Genomic DNA, 23444 nt, shown 5'->3' on the forward strand with positions numbered 1-23444 from the left:
CTCGCGCGTACTGGCAGATAGTCACAACGCGTCTCGTACGTATTCAATCCGTCCAATAACAAATCTTTTTTGATTTGATCCTGCACCAGTGAAAGACTTTAGAGTCTTGTCTTCGATTAGTGGTGGAAGTTTCTCCACATCCACCGCTTTCCCTTGCCTCAGCGCTAGAGCAACACCTACGGCAAAGGCTTCGTAAAGGTTAACGGGAGTCACAGCTCTACCGCGTGATATCCCTTTCGGAAAAGCTGCTTTCAAAAGGTTAATCGTTCGATCGAAAAGCTCACTATCTGCTGCGCTAATTCCTGAATGACGATTGTCATTCATATAGATATTCAGGAAATCTTTCACCGAATGGTCGAAGTTTTGATAGTTGTTAAGGTAGGCGAAAAATCGAAGAACAAGCTCTTCGTAAGTACCGTTGAGGCCCTTAGTGTCATGAACTTTGACAACGCTTCGAAAGTCTTTGCGTGAAGCCATTTTTTTTATGTTTTCATTGAAGACGCCTCGATAGACACAGTTTCGAATCTCCTGAGGAGTAAGAGACACTCCTCCTGTATTCAATCGTTCAAATAAATCAAAGCGGACAGCAAGGTTACTCCTATCATTTAAAACAGTTATTCTTACCGGCCTCGTAGAAAAGTGAAGCTGGATTGATTTTGGGAGCTCTTGAAAAGTAACTCCATTAAAAGAGTCAAGTTTATCTAGCCCTTTTAACTTCAATGGCTCCTCGCGCTTGATTTTTTCCAGCAGTTCAGGGTTTCCGAAAAAATGGCTTAATGATCCTAATCGTTGCACTCCATCGACAACCTCCCATGTGGAGTCAAGATTGGTAGCCATAAATAGGCTCGGCACCGGAATGCCTAGAAAAACTGACTCAATGAGAACCGATTGTCTTTCAGTATCCCAAATGAATTGTCTCTGATATTCAGGAGGAACAAAAATGTCGCCGGTCCCAACCATTTCTAAAACTTGTCGAACTGAAAGATCGTAACTATCGAAGGAAACAGTCTTGCGCTTGCTTTCAAGCTGAGCTTGAATCAAAGATATTTGTTTAGCCGTAAGCGCCATGAGTTAGCCTTTGGTTTCGCCGTCGCATCGGCGCATGGTTAGGATTGTTTGATATTATTCTCATATGAGAATAATAGGAAAACGTAGGTGGTTTGGTTTTATTCGATTCTGCTTCAAACCAAGTGCTAAGACGATGGTAGGTGGATAGCAGCACCATATTCATTAGTATACAGAGGGACTTGTGACGGGTCATTTGGATTAGCCCATGCATTGAGAAGGCCCCTTCGACAATTGCACTCTTGCAAGGCTATAGCTTATTCAAACACCGAAGCCATTGCACCGTATAATTTGATCACCAAAGTGACGGCGGAAGTGAACTTGCTTAAGTTGTAACGGTTCTTTTTTAGCAAAATGTTGTGTTTGAGGAGCAGAAAGATAGAATCTAACTAAAATCGCAACGTTATTACTGTTTTACTATTAAGTATTAATTGTATGCAGTTGAATTTAAACCAAATTAGACAAAAAATTACATTAATGGTAGCAAGAACCGTTTTAATATTACATTAATCATTCTGACGACTAAAATTCTCTCTTGAACTGAACAGGAATATTTTTATTTAACATGATGCTCATTTCTGATATTCATTTTGCCGTTATAGAGGAATCCGCGTTAGCGGTATTGTCGATAGTCTTGCTTTGCCGGCAATCAAATTCTTACTGAGAAAAACAGTGTGGAGCCAGCCTCTAACCTAACCCTCGCCAACGGAAATTTAATGAGAAAAATCCTGACAATTGTTTTGGTTACGCTGTTCGCATTTACCGGCGCAGCCTACGCGGCTGTTAACATCAATACTGCAACCCAGGCCGAGCTTGAAACGCTTCAGGGAATTGGTCCGACCAAAGCCAAGGCCATCATCGATCATCGCAAGAAGAATGGATCTTTCAAGTCGGCTGATGACCTGGAAAAGGTCAACGGCATCGGCCCTGCTACGCTGAAGCGGTTGCGCAAGGACATAGCAGTGGGTGGCGCTACTACGGTTAAGAAAGAAAATAAACCTGTCCCCAAGTAATCAACAATACCCTTATTGACTAAACCGCGCTTGGTAGGATGGGTGGAGGCGGCAAGCCGCAACCCGCAACCCGCAACCCATCGTATCAGTGGGTCGATGGGTTGCGCTTTACCCATCCTGCTATCCTATCTGTAGCGTCGCGCAAGCCGGAACGTATGCGATAATCCGGCATAATCTTTTTGCAAATTGCATCGTCATGTATAAAACCATAGAAGATTTTGTCGGTAACACGCCGTTGGTAAAACTCAAACGCCTGCCGGGGGATACCAGCAATGTTGTTCTCGTTAAGCTGGAGGGTAACAATCCCGCGGGTTCGGTGAAAGACCGTCCGGCGTTATCGATGATTACGCATGCACAAGAGCGCGGCGATATTAAGCCGGGCGATACGCTGATAGAAGCGACTAGCGGCAACACCGGCATCGCCTTGGCGATGGCGGCGGCGATAATGGGTTATCGCATGGTACTGGTGATGCCTGAGCACCTCAGCATTGAACGGCGGCAATCCATGAAGGCGTTCGGTGCGGAAATTGTGCTGACCTCAAAGGAGGGCAGCATGGAAGAAGCGCGCGACGTGGCCGAGCGCATGTGTGATGAGGGGCGCGGCGTCATACTTGATCAGTTTGCCAGCCCTGACAACCCACGGGCGCATTATGAAGGCACCGCTCCCGAGATCTGGCGAGATACCGGAGGTAAAATTACCCATCTGGTGAGCAGCATGGGTACCACCGGCACCATCATGGGTTGCTCTCGATATTTCAAGGAAAAGAACGCTGCGGTTCAGATCATTGGCGTGCAGCCGGAAGAAGGTTCCCAGATTCCCGGTATCCGTAAATGGCCGGAAGCGTATCTGCCAAAAATCTATGATGTCAGCCGGGTAGATCGCATCGTGCTGGTTTCCCAGGCTGAAGCCGAGGAAATGACCCGGCGACTGGCGAGCGAGGAGGGGATTTTCGCGGGGATTTCATCGGGAGGCGCGTTGGCGGCAGCACTCAGGATTTCTGCAGAAGCCGAGAATGCGACAATCGTTTCGATCGTTTGCGACCGTGGTGATCGCTATCTTTCCACAGGTGTTTTTCCCGCCTGAGTATCGTAAACCTATGCGCGTAATGCGGCCGAGGAGCAGAATGTTGTCGGCCTGCAAGTTTGGCGCGCAATATGCGGTACACGTAAGCCGTGTTTGGCCAAATGAATAATGATAAAGCAGCTCGTCATAATATTGCCGGCATTATTCATTGTTACCTTATCCGCATATGCCGGTCCTTTAATTACCCTTTCTGCCGATGATGTTCATAGTCCTTTTTTTAACGCGAAAGGGATTCGGGTCAGCCTGACTGGTCCGCAAGCATCATTGCTGGAAGTAAGGCTGAACGAGGTCGCGATACAGGGAAAAATCTGGCGCGATTTGCATTTTTCCTGCCACAAATTTCAGGTTGCCAATGACTGGATTCGCTGCGAGGATGGTGTGCTGAAGCTATCCGGATCGGCGCCGCTACCTGTGTCGTTTGATTTCTCTTCCCGCAACAAAACACTGGATCTAAAAATCACGACTGGTGCCGGAGGAGCCGTTGCGGACTGGAGACTATCCGCGCAGTGGGGAAAGCCGGTTTGGGAAGGCGTGCTGATCGTAACAAATGGAGAGGCAGCGCGTATTGCCGAATTTTTGCCAGAGGCGGAAAAGAGCTTGTTGCCCGTGCCCGCAAAGGGAAACATGAACGGCACGATCAAGCTGCGGGGCGCTGCCGGTGGACTTGCTGGAATTGAAGCGCATCTGGCGGTGGATGAACTGGCGTTTAGCGACGCCAGCGGATTGCATGCTGGCGAGAATATCAGCGTCGAAGTTAACGCGATGGCTACGCTTGACGAGGGCAAGGAAGGAAATTTATGGGCGTGGCACGCTGATGTGAATTGGCCGAGTGGCGAAGTGTTCTGGCAACCGGTTTATTTTGCCGCGCAAGGCCATCGTTTCAGCGGCAGCGGCGAACTGGATGAAAGCACCATACGATTGCGCACGGGAAAGCTCGTGCTTTCGAATATCGGGGAGATGAATTTATCGGGGTTGATTGACCGGCCAGGAAACACCCTGCGCGATTTCGATTTAAGCGCCGACAATCTCGAATTGTCCACCCTGTTCAGTCAAGTGCTGAAACCTTTTCTCGTCAATACCCCGGTCGCTGAGTTACAGGCTGCGGGACATGCGGGAATCCAATGGCGTTACCGGAATAGAGCCCACGAATTCCTTCACGTCGATTTGCGCGATGCCTCGGTGGAAGACGGGCATGGGCGCTTTGCATTTCGCGGTGTCGACGCCAGTATTCCCTGGCAAGCGCCAGGGAATCAGGGGAACCAGGGGGGTGTGGAACCGACAAAAGCGGCTATCCGTATCCAGAGCAGCCAGTTGGGAAAGATACCTATAGGCCAGGTAGATATTCCTCTGGAGATCGACGGGTCGAATCTTCGCATTCCGCGTTTGACGTTGCCGGTGCTTGACGGTGAGCTTACGCTCGAAAATTTCAGCGCATCGCGGCAGGCTCAAGGCTGGGTATGGCAATTCAGCGGTGGGCTCTCGCCCATATCGATGCAAAAACTGACTGAAGCTTTGGGAACCCAGCCAATGAAGGGTACGCTGTCAGGTGAGATACCCAGGGTGAGTTACAATGGCTCAACCGTCGTGGTGGATGGTGCGCTCCTTTTCAGGATATTCGATGGCACCATAGCGCTGGGGAATTTGAAGTTGCTGGATCCGTTGGGACCTGCGCCATCACTTCTGGCGGATCTGGATATGCGTAATCTCGACCTGAACCTGCTCACCGGCACGTTTTCGTTCGGTAATATGCAGGGGCGCATTGATGCTGCGGTCCATGGCCTTGAACTCTTCAATTGGAAGCCGGTAAAGTTTGATGCCAACCTCATGAGCAGTCCGGGCAGCTATCCGCGCCGCATCAGCCAGGCTGCGGTACAGAATATTTCCTCTCTTGGCGGATCGGGGGCGGCTGCTGCGATCCAGCGCAGTTTTCTGGGCTTTTTCGAGCAGTTCGGCTATTCGAAGATCGGCTGGAGCTGTTCATTACGTAACGGGATTTGCCACATGGGCGGGATAGAATCGGAGCCGTTGCCGCATGGTTATCTCATCGTCAAGGGTGGCGGAATCCCGGCCATTACAGTGATAGGCTATAATCGCGATGTGGATTGGTGGGAACTGGTGAGCCGTCTGCAACGGATCACCCAGGTAGAAGCCAAACCCGTCATTCAGTAGAGGAATATGAAGAATTCTTTTTTTTACGTAAGCTTGCTGACGCTGACGGGCGCGTTGCTATCAGGGTGCGTCACTATCAACATTTATTTTCCTGCCGCTGCCGCTGAAAAAGCAGCGGACAAGATAATAGAGGGCGTGTGGCAACTTAAAAAACCCGAAGACGGTGCACAGGGCGCACCGGGTGCACCGGGTGTGGATAGCCCCATACCTTCTCAACCCATCCCGCAACCGGAACAACCCGTGCAGCCGGCGCAGCCACAAAATTAAGGTGACTACCATGCGTAATCCTGTCTACCGATTTATATTGCTGATGCTGCTGTTATCGGTGTCGGGTCCTGGTTACACGCAAGCCAATATCGAAATCGATACGCCCGCAATTTCCAGCCTCAGGCAAAGCATGCAGCAGCGCCACAACCAGCTCCAGCCTTACTATGAAAGGGGCGCGGTAGGGCTTACACGAGATGGTCTTGTCGCCATGCGTGATGCCAATGCACTGCCATTGTCGGCGCGCCAGCCGGTCAATGCCTTGATCGCGGCTGAAAACCAGGACAGAAATGCGCTGTATCGCGAAATTGCCCGAGCCAACAGTCATCCCGAGTGGGAAGCCGATATTCGCGCTACTTTCGGTCAGCGCTGGATCGATCTGGCCAGGCCGGGGTGGTGGTATCAAGCCGCAAACGGCTCCTGGGTCAGAAAGTAACGCATATAACGCCATAGCCTTGTAGATTGCACATTCCGAGCTCCAACTTCGCTTGAGATCCTCTTAGCATTGATACCCGTACTGGTTTTTGACATCGAGACCGTTCCCGATACGGAGGGGTTACGCAGGCTTTACAATCTGCCCCCGGAGGTCGGGCCGGCCGGTATTGCCGACATGGCGTTTCAGGCGCGCCGACAGGCCGTCGGCACCGATTTCCTGCAATTGCATGTGCAGAAGGTGGTGGCAATTTCATGCGTATTGCGGGATAAAAATGATTTTCGCGTATGGTCGCTGGGGACGCCCATTGATTCGGAAGCGGAGCTTATCCGCCGGTTTTTTGAAGGACTGGACAAATACAGCCCCCAACTGGTTTCCTGGAATGGCGGTGGCTTCGACTTGCCGGTACTTCATTATCGCAGCCTAATTCATGGTTTGCAGGCGCGTCGCTATTGGGATATGGGCGAGGATGACCGCGATTTCAAATGGAATAATTATCTTAGCCGCTACCACACCCGCCATCTCGATTTGATGGATATGCTCGCGCTATATCAGCCACGCGCGAATGTGCCGCTGGACGAATTGGCAAAGCTGATGGGTTTTCCCGGAAAACTGGGAATGGACGGTTCCCAGGTCTGGAATGCATTCCAGAATGGTGAGATCGCCGCAATCCGCGATTACTGCGAAACCGATGTGGTGAATACGTATCTCGTGTTTTTACGATTCCAGCTCATGCGTGGTGTCTTTGATAACGAACAGTATCAGCGCGAATGCGAGCTGGTCCGTTTTACCTTGAGCAAATCTTCTGAATCTCACTGGCAGGAATTCCTGGGTCAGTGGGCATAGCCGCCATTACACCTGTTCTTTTTCATCCCCTTGCCATTACGGGAGCCATCCCGCACCGCAAAATATGATTGCGCCTGTCACCATAGAATCCCTGGATCAGGAAGGGCGTGGGGTCGCCCACTCAGAAGGCAAGGTCATATTTATCGAAGGTGCGTTGCCGGGAGAAGTGGTTACCTATAACTCCTATCGCAAGAAACAAAACTTCGAAATGGCGCAGGCGGCGCAGATACTCAAGCCGGGCTTTGGCCGAGTGACGCCGCAATGCAATCACTTTGCGATATGCGGCGGATGCAGCCTGCAACATATGGATGCGCGCGCCCAAGTGGCGGCGAAACAGCGTGTTCTTGAAGATAATCTCAAGCATATCGGCAAGGTCGAGACTGAATTGATACTACCGGCGATTTATGGTGCTGCCTGGGGCTATCGCCATCGCGCGCGACTGTCCGTGCGCTATGTCGCCAAAAAAGGCGGGGTTCTGGTAGGTTTTCATGAGAAGCGCAGCAGTTTCGTCGTCGATATGCAAGCTTGTGAAATCGTGCCATCACGCATCTCCCGGCTCATCATGCCACTGAGAGAGTTGGTAGGCAGCTTGTCTGTCCGTCAAAATATCCCGCAGATCGAGGTATCGTTGGGTGAAAATGTGGATGTGCTGGTGTTGCGCATCCTGAAGCCATTGATTGATCAAGATGAAATGTTGCTTCAGGCTTTCGCCGATCAGCATCATATCCAGTTCTTTTTGCAGCCTGGTGGGCCGCAAACAGCCTATCCTTTTTATCCGAAGAATGCGGCAGAATTGAACTATACGCTGCCCGAGTTCGATATCGTCATGCCGTTTCATCCTACCGAATTTACCCAGGTAAATCCCGCCATGAACCGGGTACTGGTACGGCGCGCCCTGAACTTGCTGAATCCTCAGGCTGGGGAACGCATTGCGGATTTATTCTGCGGGCTGGGAAACTTTGCGTTACCGATTGCCAGGCGTGGCGCGCAGGTCGCAGGTTTTGAGGGCAGCGCGGCCGTAGTGCGCCGCGCCGACGAAAATGCGCAGCGCAACGGGCTCGCGCGTAATACGCAATTCGTCGAGACCAATCTGTTTGAAATAGATGAAGCCTGGATGCAAGCGCAGGGGTATTTCGACAAAATGCTGATCGACCCGCCGCGCGAAGGGGCAATCGCTGCGGTTACCGCCCTGGGAAAAGAACAGGCAGCGCCCCGGCGTATCGTTTACGTATCCTGCAACCCGGCTACGTTGGCTCGCGATGCAGAGGTGCTGGTGCATGGCAACGGGTATGTGCTAAAAGCGGCGGGTGTCGTAAACATGTTCCCGCATACCGCGCATGTCGAATCCATCGCATTATTCGAGAAAGATACCGCTGGCACGGCTTGAAGCAGCACGGTTTTGAAACGGAAATGGCGCGGAAATGAAAAAGGGCGACTGTTACCAGCCGCCCTTTTTCATGTACCGGAATGTTTTCGAGTATTAGTCTCTTTCACCTGAGAAAGCCAAGAGCAGGTGCAATAGGCTGGTGAAGAGGTTATAGAGGCTCAGATAAATGCCCATCGTTGCCATCACGTAATTTGTTTCCCCACCGTTAACAATACGGCTTACGTCGAACAGGATGAAGCCGGAAAACAGCAGCACCGCAACCGCCGAGATGGCGAGCGAGGCAGCCGGCATGGCAAAGAACAGATTAGCAACGGAAGCGAGGATCAGCAGCACCAGTCCAACAAACAGGAAATTCTGCATGAAGCCGAAATCCTTCTTGGTCACCGTAGCGATCGTCGCCAGCGTGAAAAAGATTATGCCCGTTCCAGCGGCAGCAGTTCCTATCAGTTGCGCGCCGTTCTTGAAATGAAGCGCGTATTGCAGCATGGGGCCTAGCCACCAGCCAGCTACGAAGGTAAACGCAAACAGCAACGCGATCCCCATCGGGCTGTTTCGAGTCGCGCTGACACCAAACAGCAGACCCATCATTACCGCCAGCATCACCAATGGCCCCACAATGGGCGCTTGTGCGAGAAACGCGAAATTGGTGCTCATCCCGATCGAGGCACCGATCAGAGTCGGGATCATGGTCAAGCCAAGCATCCAGTAAGTATTGCGCAAGACCTTGTTGCGAACGGCGGAAAGTCCCGTTTGCGCGGCCGAGCCGGAATATCGTAGTTCAGGTTGCATAACGTCTCCTTGGTTGACGAACTATACAGCACATAAGACTACTCATGTTTAGTAAAAGTTGCAATCTTATCATTCCGATGGGCTCACCTTTTCCTGCGGCATGGCTGGCAAAATCAAGCTTAAAAAGGTATTATTCTGGCCCAACGCTGGAGGCGTGGCCGAGCGGTTTAAGGCAGCAGTCTTGAAATTTGTTGTTGTAGGTACGTAATAGGAAGCTTGGCAGAGTGGTCGATTGCACTGGTCTTGAAAACCAGCATACCGAAAGGTATCCAGGGTTCGAATCCCTGAGCTTCCGCCAATAGAAACAAAAATTTAGCGCAGTTTCTGCGTTAGGTAAAAGAGGTTAAAAAGAAGCTCTGTAAGTGACCACATACAGGGCAAAATCAGCGGCATCAGCGCAACGAACAAAACGTCCGTTTAGCGCATGTTTAGCAAGCCCCATTTAAAGACTGCACGAAGCGGGCAAAGGGAAATTAGCTACATGGCAGAACAGTTTCACTACCCGCCAGAGGTGCTAAACCTGCTGGTGGATACGATCCCTCTGCTGTGCCGGAGCAAGAAGGATGTTGTTCTGTTCCTGCAAGGTGCAGGTGTGGCCCAAGAAGACCTTGCCGAAGTTTCCCGTACTGTTCGCACCAACGCTGCCTCAATTAACAAGTACGAAATTGCCCGAACCGTTCTCACGAAAGTGAATGTTCGGGGTGATAGTGGTCTGCGCCCGCGCCGCGAAATCATCAAGCGCGCTGTAGAGTTCGAAGAGTTCTCTACGTGCTGCCCAATGACCAGCTAAAGGCGAAAGGCTTGGTTGCAAGCCTGCGTGATGTTGTCAACGTGAAGGACTCTTTCACGCGCATGAAGCAGGAGCGCGACACCGAGCGTGAGCAGACGCTAGCTCGTGCGCGAGCCGAGCAATCCGTAGCAGCCGAAAAACGAGCCAAGATTGAGGACATAAGTTCTCGACTTGCAGCCCTATTCAATATGGGCGACCAACCACAAGCACGTGGCAGGTTACTTGAGACGGTGCTTAATGACCTATTTGAAGTGTATGGTATCCACGTCCGGGAAGACTTCCGCAGGAAAGGCCCTGACAGCGCGGTCGTATTGGAACAGATCGACGGTGTGATCGAACTGGAAGGAACAGTTCACCTTGTTGAAATGAAGTGGCTCAAAGAGCCTGTGGGTGTAGCCGAGTTCGCACCCCATCTTGTTAGATTGTTCAGTAGGGCTAACGCTAGTGGCATCTTCATATCGACAAGCGAATATACGGAATCAGTCATAAAAGAATGCGCGAACGCGCTGAACCAGAAAACAATGTTCCTGTGCTCCTTGCGGGAAATCGTGATGCTGCTTCAACGGCAGGATGATCTGCTCTCATTTCTCAAGAAGAAATCACACGCGGCGATCATTGAGAAGAACCCATATCTTCAAATACTCGCCTGACAGCGTCACGGAGCGCACACACATAACGCCACTGCAGGCCCGCGCAGCCGCCCCTGTACTGATCGCGGCCCCCGCCGCCCACTACGTGGCCCATTTCCGATAGTTCGTATGGGCGCGTTTGGTGCGTCCTCAATGCAACGATATCGATGTAGCTCTAGCAGCCTGTCGGACTTCCCATCAATTCCGGAGTTATGCTAATGGTTGTGTTAGTGTTTCGGTTCTAGAGTGACAAGCGCAGGTATTCCTCACCCAGCAGCGAAGCGCATCCTACTTGACCTTCGCGAGGCAGGTATTTTGCGTGTGCTGATGGGGGCCAGCGGACGCCGAGCGGCAATTTTTTGCTTCCCGATGCTGTTAAACATTGCCGAAGGACGAGACGCCTTTTGAGGATCATGAATGAGCAACAAGATAATTTGTGGCGCACAAAAAGACATTCTGCGAACCACAATGTAGTTAATGCCGACTTCATGAGCCACAAACAATACGCCGGCTGTTAAAAACGGTCTGCCTGATTCCAATGAGCTGAGCGATCTATTTTCCAGACCGTGTTTGCCGCTTGCGTGTTGTCTGAGCAGGCGGTCAATAAAAACCCCGGCTCGCAGTAACCTGGGCCGGGGCATTACAGATGCTTATACCTCGTCGAAGACTTCCTTTACCGGACCTATCCCGACTTGGCGCGACCGTTAAAGCTTGTCAATCAAATCTTTGACAGCTTCCTTTGCATCTCCCACCTTCTTTTGCGTTTTTCCTTCTACTTGTTTTGCAAGCCCTTTGGCTTCTTGCTCCTTATTTCCTGTTAAGTTTCCAGCCTCTTCCTGGACTTTCCCGGCGATGTCTTTTGCGGTACCTTTAACTTGGTCTTTATTCATGATTGAATCTCCTATCAAAAAATTTCAACATTGCTTGCTCACGGAGTAGGCCGGAATTGATATTCTCGACATCGGAGTTATCAGTGGCTACAGATGCGAAGCGGCAAGAGTTATCAGATTAACACCGTGGTTGCGGCTCATACTGTGCGGTAAATCACATAGGGTCGAGATAGCTGATAGAAAAATCGATTGAATATTGACGGCTTGTGGCGCACGCATCAGCGCGTGTTACGCTTAATTTTGAGCAAGTAGGTCGGGCTACGCCCGACATCGTTTTTGATCGTCGGGCGGAGCCCGACCTACATTTATAAAGTCCCGGCCACAGCATCATTTGCTAACATAGGGTACTCGCGGAAATTTCACCTGAACCAATAAAAGCATCCAATGTTGAAATTTATTGTCCACAAAAAGGGAGCAAGCGATGTCAAGTGTTGGTTACCATGAGCCTATTGAAGAGTTGTCCGATGAAACGAGGGACATGCACCGGGCAATCGTGTCGTTGATGGAAGAGCTGGAGGCTGTCGATTGGTACAACCAGCGTGTAAACGCGTGCAAGGATGAGGAACTCAAAGCCATTCTCACGCACAATCGTGATGAGGAGAAGGAGCATGCCTCCATGGTACTGGAATGGATCCGGCGTAAGGATGCGAAGTTTTCCTCCGAACTGAAAGAGTATTTGTTCACTGAGAAGCCGCTTACGCACGATTAGAGCAGGCAGGCGTTCTCTGAGGACTTATTCGGGAATTCTTCAGGATAGCCGACTGACTGGTCTCTTGCACAAGTAAACCCGCTAATGATGAGCTGCCTAATACTCATGCAGCCATAAATCAATCACAGATAGTGCCTGGGCTTTTCCGGGCCGAACAGCTTTCCAGTTAATCGCTAATCGCTGGCGCCGCTTTTCGAGCAGGCAAATATCCCACGTCGATTGGGAAGCGCTGCTCAAAGATCCGTATCATTTTCGCAATGTGCGCCACTTTTTCTACCGGCAGCGCGGGGAAGATGGGCAGGGCCAGCACCTGATCAGCGAGGCGCTCGGCCAGCGGCAGTGATACCCCAGCATGCGATACGGAGAAAGCCGGTTGTAGATGGCAGGGGATGGGATAAAACACGGCGGTGGCGATATCGTGCTCAGCTAGAAATATTTGTAGTTCGTTGCGCCGGGGATGGGTAACGACAAACTGGTGATGGACAGAAATACTATCTTTTATCGCTATCGGCCAACCACAGGCCGTACCGCGCAAAGCCTCCTGATAAAGCGTGGCAAGTTGCCGGCGTTGCGCATTCCACTCATCCAGATAAGGAAGTTTGACTCGTAGAATAGCTGCCTGGATCTCGTCGAGACGACTGTTGCAACCGATTTCGGTATGTTGATAACGGTCCTGGCGACCGTGATTCCTGAGGCTGCGCAGTCGTGTGGCCAAGGCCGGATCATTGCAGGTAATTGCGCCACCGTCTCCGTATGCGCCAAGATTTTTCGTAGGATAAAAGCTGAAGGCGCCGGTGACGCCAAATGATCCGACGCCGCGACCGCGATATCGTGCGCCGATTGCTTGCGCTGCGTCCTCGATCAGCGACAGACCGTGGCTTTCGCAGAATTGCTGCAGTGGCGCGAGGTCAACAGGCTCCCCAAAAAGATGGACGGCAATAACCGCTTTCGTCTGAGGCGTCAAAGCCTGCCGTACGCTATCCACGCCGATATTATAGTGCCGGGCTGAGCAGTCGGCGAAACGCGGTTGGGCGCCGGTCAGGCAAACCGCCTCCGCTGTCGCAAAAAAAGTGAAACCCGGCACGATGACCTCATCGCCCGCACCTATGCCCAACGCCTTCAGCGAGAGCAGCAGTGCATCCGTACCAGAGTTGACGCAGACCACTTCAGCAACGCCGATGTAGTCGGCCAGTTCGCGCTCCAATGCATCGTTTTCAGCGCCGCCGATGAAGTTGCCGCTTGCGAGCACCCGCTGCACCGCGACATCGATCTCGACGCGTAATTGCTGATACTCTGAACCCAGATCCAATTGCGGTACGATCATCAGGCGTTGTCGAGTATCCGTTGGCGGATCTGTTGCGCCAGGGACAGCGCCGCATGGCCTTCTCCCGAAGTGACCCGCGGTACTGCGCGGTGGCGCGAAGCGTCCAGGAAAGCGGTGAGTTGCAGGCTCAGCGCGTCCTGCTGTATGCCGGGCGTAGAATGGGGAAGGGAAGGGTTGTGGGTATCGTGGGAACGCGAGAGGCCCGTGGGGAAGTTACGGTAGGTGATTCGGCGCCGAAAATCAATGGTCCAGGTTTCGTTGTCGTGCAGTTCCGCAGTCATGCACCGGTCTTCTTTTCTTGCGGCTGAGCCCCAGTGTGCACGCAAAGATGCGCGACAACCATTAGCGAAGGTCAGCTCAACTTGTGCTTCATCGATAGGGGTCAAATGATGACTGCTACCCGAGGCATGAAATCCGACCACGGGGGAGGCTACACCGTGCAGAACCAGGTCGAGGTCATGAATCATCAAATCGATCACCACATCCAGTGCACCCGCACGTGGCTTGCGATGCGTAGTGCGTACCGTCTGGATGGTATGAGCCCGGCACAGTAAGGCCGGGCCGGTGGCAAACGCGGGATTGAAGCGCTCGATGTGGCCGATCTGCAGAACACAACGCTTTGCTTCCGCCATGATCTGCAGCTTCGCCGCCTGTGCCGCGGTTTCTGCAATCGGTTTTTCCAGCAGCACGTCCAATCCACGCTGAAGCAGGGCTTTTGTCAGCGTATAGTGGGTAGCGACCGGCGTCGCTACCGATACCGCACGCACCGTGGAGGGGAGATCGGCGAGATGACTGAACCAGCTTACGCCAAGGTAGTCGGCAAAGGATTCCGTCATTGGATCCGGATCGACCAACGCCCGCAGCCGGCTGCCCGGCAACCTCGAGTAACATAGCGCGTGCAGGCTGCCGAAATAACCCACTCCCACCACGGCGGTATCGATGGGACGCGGCTGGTCCTGGACGCCATCTGGCAATTCGAGATCGTGGACGGGCCGAGTCATGATTTGCCCAGCGCCCATACGCCTAGAATCTTGCCAGTCTGCGGGTTTTCAACAATGCGTTCCAGCGGGGCCGAAAGATTAAAGGGTGCCAGCATAAGGTTCACTGAACGCCATCCGCCGGTAGCGATGTCGGTATTCACGCTAATTGCTTCATGGCTGGTTGCCAGCAGATATTTTGCCCCTGAGCGGCGAATGTTGGAAAGAGCCCGGCCGATATCTGCAAGTGACAGATGGATCAGGGCATCGCGGCAGAGTATGGCATCGCCCGGGGGCAGCGGATCTTTGATCAGGTCGACAACTTCGAACTTCCAGTTGAAATTCCGGTAGCGCCGGCGATTGTCCTCAATCAATGCAGGAACGATATCGACGCCAATGTAGGCATCCAAGTCGATTTCGATGTGCTGGCGCCAATTGCAGTCGCCACATGGCGCATCGACAAGCGTTCGAACGCCCAACCTGCTTAGCACGGCAGGTAATTCGTGTCGCAACACCTCGGTTCGCTTCAAGGTCGAGCCGGGTCCGGACCGGGATTCAGCACTTTGCCATGAATTATGCTGGTAGATTTGTTCGAATATTCGGGGGTGGTCGTCTAAAGCATGGTTACCATGAATGCCCTGATTATCTCCATTGCGGCGATTATCCTGACGCATTTTTAGCGTAGCCACGGGACGATTCCATACGGCGTTCTTCAAGCGGTAGAGTGAGGTCACGACAGGCCAGAGACGCGAGTTGCGAATTCTTGCCAGCTCAGACTCGGCATGTTCCGTACGTAAACGCTGCGCCGTCTCTTCGACCCGGGCTTGGTCCCGCTCTTGCTCGGCACGGTAGCGGCCCTTGGTGAAATCTGCAACCCCGCGAAGGTAATCGCTGGCAGTGAGGAAGTGGGCGCGGTAATCATGTTCTTTTTCCGGATATTTCGTAGCTTGAGCGGCAAGATGCGCATCTACTGCTTCCTGGTACACATCGATGATCTGATCGATTGCCGGTTCCATAGCCGCTTCCGATCGTACACGTTGAGTGACTCCGCGGGCGCCGATTGCATCGTACAGATCGATTTCCCTGGTAATGGCTTCGACAGTAATGGGATCACGCAAGGTGCGAATACCGAAGTTCAGCGCGCGAAATCTTTCGTAATTGCCCGGCGTGACCATGCCACCCAGGCCGGCGGCATCGCAAGCAATCAGGGCCGTCCCGCAGGCGAGCGCCTCAAGCGCACACCGTGCTTTCGCAAATACTATATCGTACTGGCCGAGGATCTGCTCGGGCCGGGCTTCACTATGCCCAACGGAAAGACCGACGGCATCCAGCTCGATGCCGCGACCAGCACAAGCCTGACGCAAAATGCCCAGGCAACCATCCTCGTTTATGTAATTGCTGAAGACCAGTGCGCGGCGAGGGGTCGCGGGCAGCTCGCCACGCAGTGCAAAACGCCGCAGATCGACAAAATTGCGGATCATCCGGATGCGCTCGCCGGGGATTCCATGTACGCACTGCAAGCGTTCCCGGCAAAGGTCGTCGACCGCGACATAGCGCTGTATGGTGGGAAAGTGCGGCGCCATCTCCTCCCAAGGCAGCCAACCATGACAGAAGTAGACGGCCGGCGTATCAGGGAAATGCAACATGGCGGTCATTGCATCCAGGTGATGCTGTCCATGGATGATGTCCGGAACCGCTGTCAGCAGCCTGAGGTCGTCGATTACCGGGATGGTCGCCTCGCGCAACTCGTTGGCAACCATTCCGAGCCGGGTGCTATAGGCCACCGGGTTATGGCCGCGCCGCAACAGCGCGAGGGCGAGATCACGCACGTAGACCTCGGACCCGGCGCGGTTATCCAGCGTGTTATTGGTTATCAGCACCCTCATCGCAGCTTCATCCCTGCGCCTCCGCCCGCGTGTCCGATACTTTGTTGCGGAGGTGATTCATAATCGGCAGAATATGTTCGCCGAAACGAATGACAGATTGATAACGGCCGGCTGCAACTTTTTGTTCTCCATAGGTTTCATAAAAGGGTTTTTGTCGCGAGAAACGCCGTTCCGGTTCTTGCCCCGGCGCGGCAGCCGCAAACAGGTACTCACGGGCGAAAGCCTGTTCACCAAAGTTGTGAAATGCGTCTCCCACTTCTTCCTGCAGGATTCCTCCCGCGCTCATGGCATAGCTTCGCATCGCCTCCAGCTTCTGCTTGAACCGCAACGGTGTCAATTCAATTGTATGGTGCGCTGCTTCCATACTGTCTGTAGTTGGACGACGGGGATCATTCATCAGGGGAATGGTGTAATGCCGGATCGAGCGAGGTTTTCTAGTGCGTGTTTTGTCGGTATTTTCGTTGTTGTCAGCATCACTGGCATTCCTGGCGATACCGACCGCCGTGCGGGCCAATGCCTCGCACAAATCGTGGACAGGATTGTAACCTTCTATAGCGTCGCTGACGACCAGATCGATATCTTGCGCGATGATGAGCCTGGCCAGTCGTTCGCACAGGTTATCGAACAGATCGTATTCATGGCGCAGAATTTTCTCATAGATTCGCCGATCGCTGAGTTCGCCGCAAAGTGGCCCGATCTCCGCACCTAATTCGTGCAGGATTTCCAGCGTTTTATCCAGCCTGGGCGTGCCATCGCTGCCGGAACCATCGGTAAGAATGCAGACGATGGGCCGTACCTGACCAACCCAGCCGTAAACGCGCAATTCATGTCCGGGATGGCCGATCACCAGCAAACTGCGCCTTTCAGGCGCGGATCGCATGATACTCCTCATAACACTTTGATATCCAGCGCGTTCGGAAGGTAAACCTGCGTCCAGAACTTGGCTGTCGGGTTTGGCAGCACCTCGAACACATGCCCAATCTCCACAATGTCGAAAAACAATGCCTGCTGATGTGCCTTGATAGGGTGTGTCAGCGAGATTCTCAGGCTGTATCTGCCATCAGTCAGGGGAAGAGATGTCCGGTAAACGACTTCCGCCTGCTGCGTTGGCGCCAACGTCAACAACGCTTGGCCTTGCATCAAAAAATCTGCCCCAATGACCGGCGTACGGTTCTTGTCGCAAATCTTGTAGTTGACGGAAAAGGTACAGGTGCGGACGGCTTCGACGATAATTCGTATGGACACCTCCTGCCCGAATTCCGCTGAGCGAACCGGCAGCCCCTTGTCGTCCAGCATTTCCACGTACATGATTCTTATATCGCCGGTACCTGAACGGCAATGGTTCGCCTTTTCGGCAAAGCGCGCGAATTGCTCGTTCCCCGCGAGCGGAAGGCCGCTCATCGTTATAGCTGCTCGAGCGGTTCCGGTATTTTCAATAGCGTCAGGGATTCCGGCGGCTTCAGTGATCTCGGTGGTTTCTGTGGCTTGAGTGATAGCGTCAGGGATAGTTGCGGTGATTGTCCGGTTGTTTGCTTCCTGCACTTCACGAATATAGCGCGCAACCACCTCTGCGGTAGGTCCCAACTCGCGTGCCTGTCCTTGCTTCAGGTAAAGAGTGCGCCGGCATAGCGCGCTGACAGCCCCAATATCATGGCTGACGAACAAGATGGTGGTGCCCCGCTCCTGCATCTTTTTCAACGTCACCATACACTTTGTCTGAAACTCCATATCTCCTACCGCGAGCGCCTCATCTATAATCAGCACGTCGGGTTCGACCGATATCGCTACCGCGAATGCAAGACGCACGTACATGCCGCTGGAATATGTCTTAACAGGTTGGTCGATAAAGCCGCCGATATCGGCATACGCCGCAATTCGGTCATAACGCTGCTCGACCTCGAGGCTGGTAAGCCCCGCAATCGATGCCGCCAGATAGATGTTTTCGCGTCCGGTAAATTCGGTATTGAAACCGGCTCCCAACTCGAGCAATGCCGACACTTTCCCGTTGATGAATATTTCACCTTTAGTGGGCGTCAACGTTCCGGCGATCAGTTGCAGCAATGTGCTCTTGCCTGAACCGTTGAGGCCGATGACGCCGACGGTTTCGCCGCGATAGACGTCAAACGAGATACTGTCCAGTGCCATGAATTCGCGGTAAAGTTGCTTGCGGCTGCCCCATAAGCTCTGTAGCAACCGGTCTTGTGAGCGATCATAAATACGGTATGTTTTTGACAGGTTCGAAACGCGAAGTGCAATATCTACGCTGTCAACGGCATCATCGAAGGCGGGTTGGGACAAGGGAGGCATTATGTGGTTCTATTTCGTTAGACAGCTAACACTGCTCATGTTGTTGCATACGCATTGCAGGATACCTAGCGATTGCGAACGAAGGATGGGTAACCGCAGCTCATCGCCAAACTTATCGAAATTTATCTTAGCGCAGAATTAGAGTGCTAGCCCGGATGTTTCATAAATTCGCGTGATGATTGCGCAGGATTTTGTTTTGTAGGGGAATTTTGTGAGAGAGTGGCGTAGTTATTCATACGCCCGACTGAGCAAAATTCCCATACGAAGCAAAAGACCAGCAAGGGCGCGCGTCAATTTATGAAACATCCGGGCTAGCTACTGTCTGGCTGAAGCAAACGACAAGCCAGCTGTGTATTTATATATATGTATATATGAGCTTTTATTTTGCGGTTTCCATCTCCGAGCACATGAAGGAAAATCTTATTCACCCGGCTGCGATCGTTCATCCAGGCGCCCATCTCGGCTCGGGTGTTGCCGTCGGAGCCTATTCAATCATCGGCGAACACGTGGAAATTGGCGACAATACCCAGATCGGGCCACACGTCGTCATCAAGGGTCATACACGCATCGGCTGCGACAATCGCGTTTTCCAGTTTTGTTCACTAGGCGATGAACCGCAGGACAAGAAATACAGCGGTGAGCCGACCAGGCTGGAAATAGGCGATCGCAATACGATCCGTGAGTGCTGCACCTTTAACCGGGGCACCAGCCATGGCGCTGGCATAACCCGCCTGGGAAATGATAACTTCTTGATGGCCTATGTTCATCTGGCACACGATTGTCAGGTAGGCAATTTCACTACGTTCGTTAACAACGCTTCATTGGCTGGGCATGTACAGGTGGGGGATTACGCGGGTCTCGGCGGATTCACCGCCGTCCACCAGTTTGTTCGTATCGGCGCCTATAGCTTTACCGCCCTGGGCACCATACTTACTCAAGACCTGCCCCCTTATGTATTAGCAGCGGGCAATACAGCCAAGCCCCATGGCCTCAACCTGAGGGAGCTCAAGCGCAGAGGTTTTTCGACGGAAGTCATCCATGCATTAAAGCATGCGTATAGGCTGGTTTATCGATCCGGCCTTTCTCTGAGCGAAGCAGAAGCTCGGATCATGCCGCTAGCGCTCGCGGCATCGGAAGTTCGCAATTTTCTTGATTTTCTTTCCGTTCGCGGCCGAGGCATTATTCGCTAAATACCAGAGACACCAGAGCGCTATTTGAAATAGCACGACAGAGATGAGAGCTCACGCTGCAAGACAGGCATAAGTCCGTTTATGAATTACGAAAGAGCAGGCACCTGAACTGCTGAGCTACCCCTCAGTAAAGGGCATAGAACCGGTCGCGAATGATCTTTTCATCTTTCCAGTGTTGAACCGCTACCTGGTCGAATTTTTTATGCCCGAAGTCCCGGTGCTTGTACTCATAGTGCCATTCGGTCATCGTGACGTTTTCACCCACGGCGGTCGCTATAATCTCTGATTTCAGCCACGCTTCGACGCCCTTGAAAATTTCCGCTTCCCGGTTTTTGGCTTCTTGTAGCCCTGTTGCCACTACGTCGTTCTTTTCCACAACGACGCAATCCGGGTGGTAATATTTGTCCATGGATTCTAGGATTTGACCCTTCAGGATCATATCGTTCAAGTCGTCCAGTTTTTCTTTCAAGGTCATCATTTATCCTCTCCAGTTATTTCACACAGTATAAACTCGCCCACCTAGCCCGGATTCAGGACGTGTTTTTCAGCCATTGTTGCCGCGCTTCACGTGCATTGGCGAAAGCTTTTTCGAGTGCGTCACCATCGTCGCGCGCCAGCGTTTCGCGTAGGGCAGCCAGTTCACGCTGATAAGCGTCGATTTGATCGACCAGGGCTTCGCGATTGCCGAGGCATATATCGCGCCACATCTCGGGGGAACTCGCGGCAATGCGGGTAAAATCGCGAAATCCGGTGCCGGCAAAGTGTAGCGGATCATTTGGGCGCGGCATACCATCCGGCCCATGACCAGCGCGGTAGACATGATTCATCAGCGTGAATGCCAACAAATGGGGAAGGTGGCTTACCGTGGCAAGAATCTTGTCGTGCTGGCCGGCACTCATCAGAGAGACGCATGCGCCACAAGCCTGCCATAATTCTTTTACCCGATTTACCGCGTTGCTGCTGGTTTCTTCCAGAGGCGTCAATACCACGTTTTTCGAACGGAACAGGTCGGCGCGCGCCGCGCCTGCACCACTTTGTTCCGCTCCGGCAATGGGATGACCCGGAACGAAATTTTGCAGGTTTTCAGTCAGATGAGAGCGTGCCGCCGCGATGACATCCTGCTTGGTGCTGCCGGCATCGGTCACTATTGAGTCAGGTTCAAGGTACGGGGAAATCTTCGCCATGATTTCGCCGGTCTGGCCGACGGGTACGGCAAGGAATACGATATCCGCACGCTTCAACGCCGATGGAAGGTCTCCGGCAATCTCGTCTATCAACCCCCGCTTCAGGGCGCGCGCCATGTTTTCCCGGCTGCGACCTACACCGACGATATGCCCGGCCAGCTCTGCCTTGCGTAACGCCAGCGCGAAAGAACCGCCGATCAGGCCAACGCCGATAATCACCAGTTTGTTGATCACGACGTTTGTCATAATAAGAAGCGACTTTTATCGGAACGAACTCGAACTATAAACTTCGTCCGATTACTTCCGCAATTCCTTTCAGTGAGCCCATGAGGGCATGGAATTCCTGCGGATTCAACGCCTGATCGGCATCACACCAGGCTTCGCATGGATTGGGGTGCATTTCCACCAATAAGCCGTCAGCCCCCGCAGCGATGGCCGCGCGTGCAAGTGCGGGCACCATCCAGGTTTTGCCCCCGGCGTGAGAAGGATCGACGATCACAGGCAAATGGGTTTCTTTTTTCAGTACCGGGATGCAGGTTACATCCATTACATTACGGTAGGCTGTTTCAAAAGTGCGTATGCCGCGCTCGCAAAAAATGATGTTGTGGTTGCCGCCGGCGGCAATGTATTCAGCGGCCATCAGCCATTCGGAGACAGTCGCGGACATCCCGCGCTTGAGTATCACCGGCTTATTGACGCGCCCCACTTCTTTCAGAAGCTCGAAATTTTGCATACTGCGGGTACCGATCTGGATCACATCCACGTCATACTTGAGAAAGGTGTCGAGCATGCGTGCATCCATCAGCTCGGTAACGATGCCCAGGTTGTGCTTATCCGCAGCCTTGCGGAACATTTTCAGACCTTCTTCACCATTTCCCTGAAACGTATACGGACTGGTGCGCGGCTTGAATGCGCCGCCACGCATCAGTTTGCAACCCGCCGCCGAAACTTGTTGCGCCGCCAGATCCATTTGCTCCTGTGTTTCCACTGAACACGGGCCCCCGATCACCTGCACCTGGTTGCCGCCAATTGACACCCCACCTACGTTTATTATCGAATCGTGCTTGTGCGATTCGCGCGAAACGATCTTGTACTGCTTGAGGATATGCATTGAAAATTCGACACCGCTCAAGGAATCGAACATTTCCGGGGTGAGTTTGCGTTCGTCGCCGATGGCGCCGATAACCGTACGTTCAGTGCCGCGGGAAATATTCGCGTCAAGGCCGAAGCTTTGAATCTTGGTTACCACTGTGTCAATCTGCTCGGCGCTCGCGCCGCTATTCATAACGATGATCAAGCTGATCCTCCGGTTTCTATTGCAGGGACTGCCTCGCGGGTCGTTTTTGGGGGCATTGCAGACGTGGCTTCGGGAATCACGTCTTGGGCTGCGTCAAGTGCCATCTCAAGGGATTTCAAAAATCTCTGATTTTCTGATTCCAGTCCAACAGTGACACGAAGATGCTCCGGCATTTCATAAATACCAATGGGGCGTACGATGACGCCCTGTTTCAGGAGGCTTTCATTTACCGCTTTGATATTTCCCCGCACCCGGAAACTCAAAAAATTACCGTAGGACGGGATGTATTCGATGCCGAGCTGCCGCAGTCCGGTGGTGATCTGGAGCATTCCTGCCTGGTTGAGGGCGTAAGAGCGTTTCACGAATTCCACATCTTCCAGCGCGGCTGCTGCGCCGGCGAGGCCAATGCTATTCACGTTGAACGGTTGGCGTACCCGATTCATCAGCCCGCTGACATCAGGATGCGCCAGCCCGAAGCCTACGCGTGCACCCGCCATGCCGTAAGCCTTGGAAAAAGTGCGGGTGATCAGCAGATTGGGGAAACGCTTCAGCCATTCGATGCTGTCAGCCTTGAGGGGATTCGGCAAATATTCGTTATAAGCCTCATCAAGGACTACCAGCACATCTGATGATACCCGTTCCAGAAAACGCAATACGTCAGGCGCAGCCAGTAGCGTGCCGGTGGGATTGTTAGGATTGGCAATAAACACCATGCGGGTTTCAGGCATGACCGCATCCAGCATGGCATCGAGGTCATGACCATAATTTCTGGCTCGAATCGAGATGCCGCTTGCGCCTGCCGCCTGCGTCACCAGCGGGTAGACAGCAAAGGCATGTTGCGAATATACCGCTGAAGCGCCCGGCTTCATGAATACCCGGGCCGCCAGCTCCAGAACATCATTGGAACCGTTACCCAACACAATCTGATCGCTGGTTACGCCATAACGCTGGGATAACGCTGCTTTTAACTCGAAGCCGCTTCCATCCGGATAAAGCGATACTTCATCCAGCGCCTTGCGCATCGCTTCCCGCGCCAGCGGACTTGTCCCCAACGGATTTTCATTGGATGCAAGCTTGATGATGGCACGCTCATCCATACCCATCTCTCGCGCCAGTTCCGAGATGGGTTTGCCAGGTTGATAGGGACTGATGGCACGAATATATTCAGGAGCCAAATCACAGACATTCATAAGTTCAAATCCATAAATTGC

The 23444-nt window shown here is 52.8% G+C and carries 23 protein-coding genes and 1 tRNA gene; 12 read left to right on the forward strand and 12 right to left on the reverse strand.

What is annotated here, in order from left to right:
• Positions 1 to 21: 21 nt before the first annotated feature.
• Positions 22 to 1068, reverse strand: a complete 1047-nt coding sequence (locus tag F822_RS11170) for a DUF262 domain-containing protein (RefSeq protein WP_025041198.1) — start codon at positions 1066 to 1068, stop codon at positions 22 to 24.
• A 713-nt stretch (positions 1069 to 1781) separates the two neighbouring features.
• Here F822_RS11170 and F822_RS11175 point away from each other — a divergent pair.
• The 7 genes from F822_RS11175 to rlmD all read left to right on the forward strand — a co-directional run bounded on the left by F822_RS11175 (position 1782) and on the right by rlmD (position 8261).
• Positions 1782 to 2078, forward strand: a complete 297-nt coding sequence (locus F822_RS11175) for a ComEA family DNA-binding protein (RefSeq protein ID WP_025041197.1) — start codon at positions 1782 to 1784, stop codon at positions 2076 to 2078.
• A 196-nt stretch (positions 2079 to 2274) separates the two neighbouring features.
• Positions 2275 to 3162 (forward strand): cysteine synthase CysM, encoded by an 888-nt coding sequence (gene cysM, locus F822_RS11180; protein ID WP_025041196.1) that lies wholly within the window; start codon positions 2275 to 2277, stop codon positions 3160 to 3162.
• Between the two features lie 108 nt (positions 3163 to 3270).
• The gene (locus F822_RS11185) at positions 3271 to 5331 is read left to right on the forward strand and encodes an intermembrane phospholipid transport YdbH family protein (protein WP_025041195.1); all 2061 of its coding nucleotides are present in this window, start codon (positions 3271 to 3273) and stop codon (positions 5329 to 5331) included.
• 6 nt (positions 5332 to 5337) lie between these two features.
• A complete protein-coding gene (locus F822_RS11190) occupies positions 5338 to 5598 on the forward strand; it encodes a hypothetical protein (RefSeq protein WP_025041194.1) in 261 nt (86 codons plus the stop codon).
• 10 nt (positions 5599 to 5608) lie between these two features.
• A complete protein-coding gene (locus F822_RS11195) occupies positions 5609 to 6031 on the forward strand; it encodes a YdbL family probable chaperone protein (protein WP_025041193.1) in 423 nt (140 codons plus the stop codon).
• A 69-nt stretch (positions 6032 to 6100) separates the two neighbouring features.
• Positions 6101 to 6874, forward strand: a complete 774-nt coding sequence (locus tag F822_RS11200; RefSeq protein ID WP_025041192.1) for a 3'-5' exonuclease — start codon at positions 6101 to 6103, stop codon at positions 6872 to 6874.
• 64 nt (positions 6875 to 6938) lie between these two features.
• Positions 6939 to 8261 carry a 23S rRNA (uracil(1939)-C(5))-methyltransferase RlmD gene (gene rlmD, locus F822_RS11205; protein ID WP_025041191.1) on the forward strand — a complete coding sequence of 441 codons (1323 nt, stop codon included), beginning with the start codon at positions 6939 to 6941 and terminating at the stop codon, positions 8259 to 8261.
• Positions 8262 to 8354: 93 nt separating this feature from the next.
• On the opposite strand, the gene F822_RS11210 is transcribed toward rlmD, so the two are convergent.
• Entirely contained in the window at positions 8355 to 9050 is a 696-nt protein-coding gene (locus F822_RS11210; protein ID WP_025041190.1) for a Bax inhibitor-1/YccA family protein, read from the reverse strand.
• A 210-nt stretch (positions 9051 to 9260) separates the two neighbouring features.
• Between F822_RS11210 and F822_RS11215 the strand changes: the two genes are divergently transcribed.
• The 3 genes from F822_RS11215 (at position 9261) to F822_RS11220 (ending at position 10490) form a co-directional block, all read left to right on the forward strand.
• Positions 9261 to 9348: transfer RNA gene (locus F822_RS11215), tRNA-Ser, on the forward strand.
• A gap of 183 nt (positions 9349 to 9531) precedes the next feature.
• A complete protein-coding gene (locus F822_RS15620) occupies positions 9532 to 9840 on the forward strand; it encodes a hypothetical protein (protein ID WP_197272816.1) in 309 nt (102 codons plus the stop codon).
• Entirely contained in the window at positions 9819 to 10490 is a 672-nt protein-coding gene (locus tag F822_RS11220; protein WP_197272817.1) for a PDDEXK family nuclease, read from the forward strand. The genes F822_RS15620 and F822_RS11220 overlap by 22 nt, the downstream gene beginning before the upstream one ends.
• 683 nt (positions 10491 to 11173) lie before the next feature.
• On the opposite strand, the gene F822_RS11230 is transcribed toward F822_RS11220, so the two are convergent.
• On the reverse strand, positions 11174 to 11359 hold the full coding sequence (locus tag F822_RS11230; protein ID WP_025041188.1) for a CsbD family protein: 186 nt from the start codon (positions 11357 to 11359) through the stop codon (positions 11174 to 11176).
• A 421-nt stretch (positions 11360 to 11780) separates the two neighbouring features.
• Between F822_RS11230 and F822_RS11235 the strand changes: the two genes are divergently transcribed.
• Positions 11781 to 12068, forward strand: coding sequence for an encapsulin-associated ferritin-like protein (locus F822_RS11235; protein WP_025041187.1), 288 nt, complete (start codon positions 11781 to 11783; stop codon positions 12066 to 12068).
• Positions 12069 to 12234: 166 nt separating this feature from the next.
• Here F822_RS11235 and F822_RS11240 read toward each other — a convergent pair whose 3' ends face one another.
• From F822_RS11240 to F822_RS11260, 5 genes are read right to left on the reverse strand one after another with little or no spacing between them, the layout of a single operon-like run.
• Positions 12235 to 13392: a DegT/DnrJ/EryC1/StrS family aminotransferase gene (locus F822_RS11240; protein WP_051536689.1), complete on the reverse strand. Its 1158-nt coding sequence runs from the start codon at positions 13390 to 13392 to the stop codon at positions 12235 to 12237.
• A complete protein-coding gene (locus F822_RS11245) occupies positions 13392 to 14393 on the reverse strand; it encodes a Gfo/Idh/MocA family protein (protein WP_197272818.1) in 1002 nt (333 codons plus the stop codon). Before F822_RS11245 ends, F822_RS11240 begins: the two co-directional genes overlap by 1 nt.
• Complete coding sequence (locus tag F822_RS11250) at positions 14390 to 16255, reverse strand: glycosyltransferase (protein WP_051536688.1); 1866 nt, start codon at positions 16253 to 16255, stop codon at positions 14390 to 14392. The genes F822_RS11245 and F822_RS11250 overlap by 4 nt, the downstream gene beginning before the upstream one ends.
• Positions 16256 to 16262: 7 nt before the next feature.
• A complete protein-coding gene (locus tag F822_RS11255; protein ID WP_036575931.1) occupies positions 16263 to 17135 on the reverse strand; it encodes a hypothetical protein in 873 nt (290 codons plus the stop codon).
• An 8-nt stretch (positions 17136 to 17143) separates the two neighbouring features.
• Complete coding sequence (locus F822_RS11260; RefSeq protein ID WP_025041183.1) at positions 17144 to 18562, reverse strand: ABC transporter ATP-binding protein; 1419 nt, start codon at positions 18560 to 18562, stop codon at positions 17144 to 17146.
• Positions 18563 to 18969: 407 nt separating this feature from the next.
• On the opposite strand from F822_RS11260, the gene lpxA reads away from it, so the two are divergent.
• Complete coding sequence (gene lpxA / locus F822_RS11265; protein ID WP_025041182.1) at positions 18970 to 19752, forward strand: acyl-ACP--UDP-N-acetylglucosamine O-acyltransferase; 783 nt, start codon at positions 18970 to 18972, stop codon at positions 19750 to 19752.
• Positions 19753 to 19876: 124 nt separating this feature from the next.
• On the opposite strand, the gene F822_RS11270 is transcribed toward lpxA, so the two are convergent.
• From F822_RS11270 to hisC, 4 genes are read right to left on the reverse strand one after another with little or no spacing between them, the layout of a single operon-like run.
• On the reverse strand, positions 19877 to 20230 hold the full coding sequence (locus F822_RS11270; protein WP_231623489.1) for a SnoaL-like domain-containing protein: 354 nt from the start codon (positions 20228 to 20230) through the stop codon (positions 19877 to 19879).
• A 52-nt stretch (positions 20231 to 20282) separates the two neighbouring features.
• Positions 20283 to 21182, reverse strand: a complete 900-nt coding sequence (locus tag F822_RS11275) for a prephenate dehydrogenase (RefSeq protein ID WP_025041180.1) — start codon at positions 21180 to 21182, stop codon at positions 20283 to 20285.
• 34 nt (positions 21183 to 21216) lie between these two features.
• On the reverse strand, positions 21217 to 22233 hold the full coding sequence (aroF, locus tag F822_RS11280) for a 3-deoxy-7-phosphoheptulonate synthase (RefSeq protein ID WP_025041179.1): 1017 nt from the start codon (positions 22231 to 22233) through the stop codon (positions 21217 to 21219).
• Positions 22230 to 23423: a histidinol-phosphate transaminase gene (gene hisC, locus F822_RS11285; RefSeq protein ID WP_025041178.1), complete on the reverse strand. Its 1194-nt coding sequence runs from the start codon at positions 23421 to 23423 to the stop codon at positions 22230 to 22232. The genes aroF and hisC overlap by 4 nt, the downstream gene beginning before the upstream one ends.
• Between the last annotated feature and the right edge of the window lie 21 nt (positions 23424 to 23444).

The sequence above is a fragment of the Nitrosospira briensis C-128 genome (assembly GCF_000619905.2).
In the GTDB taxonomy this organism is placed as follows: domain Bacteria; phylum Pseudomonadota; class Gammaproteobacteria; order Burkholderiales; family Nitrosomonadaceae; genus Nitrosospira; species Nitrosospira briensis.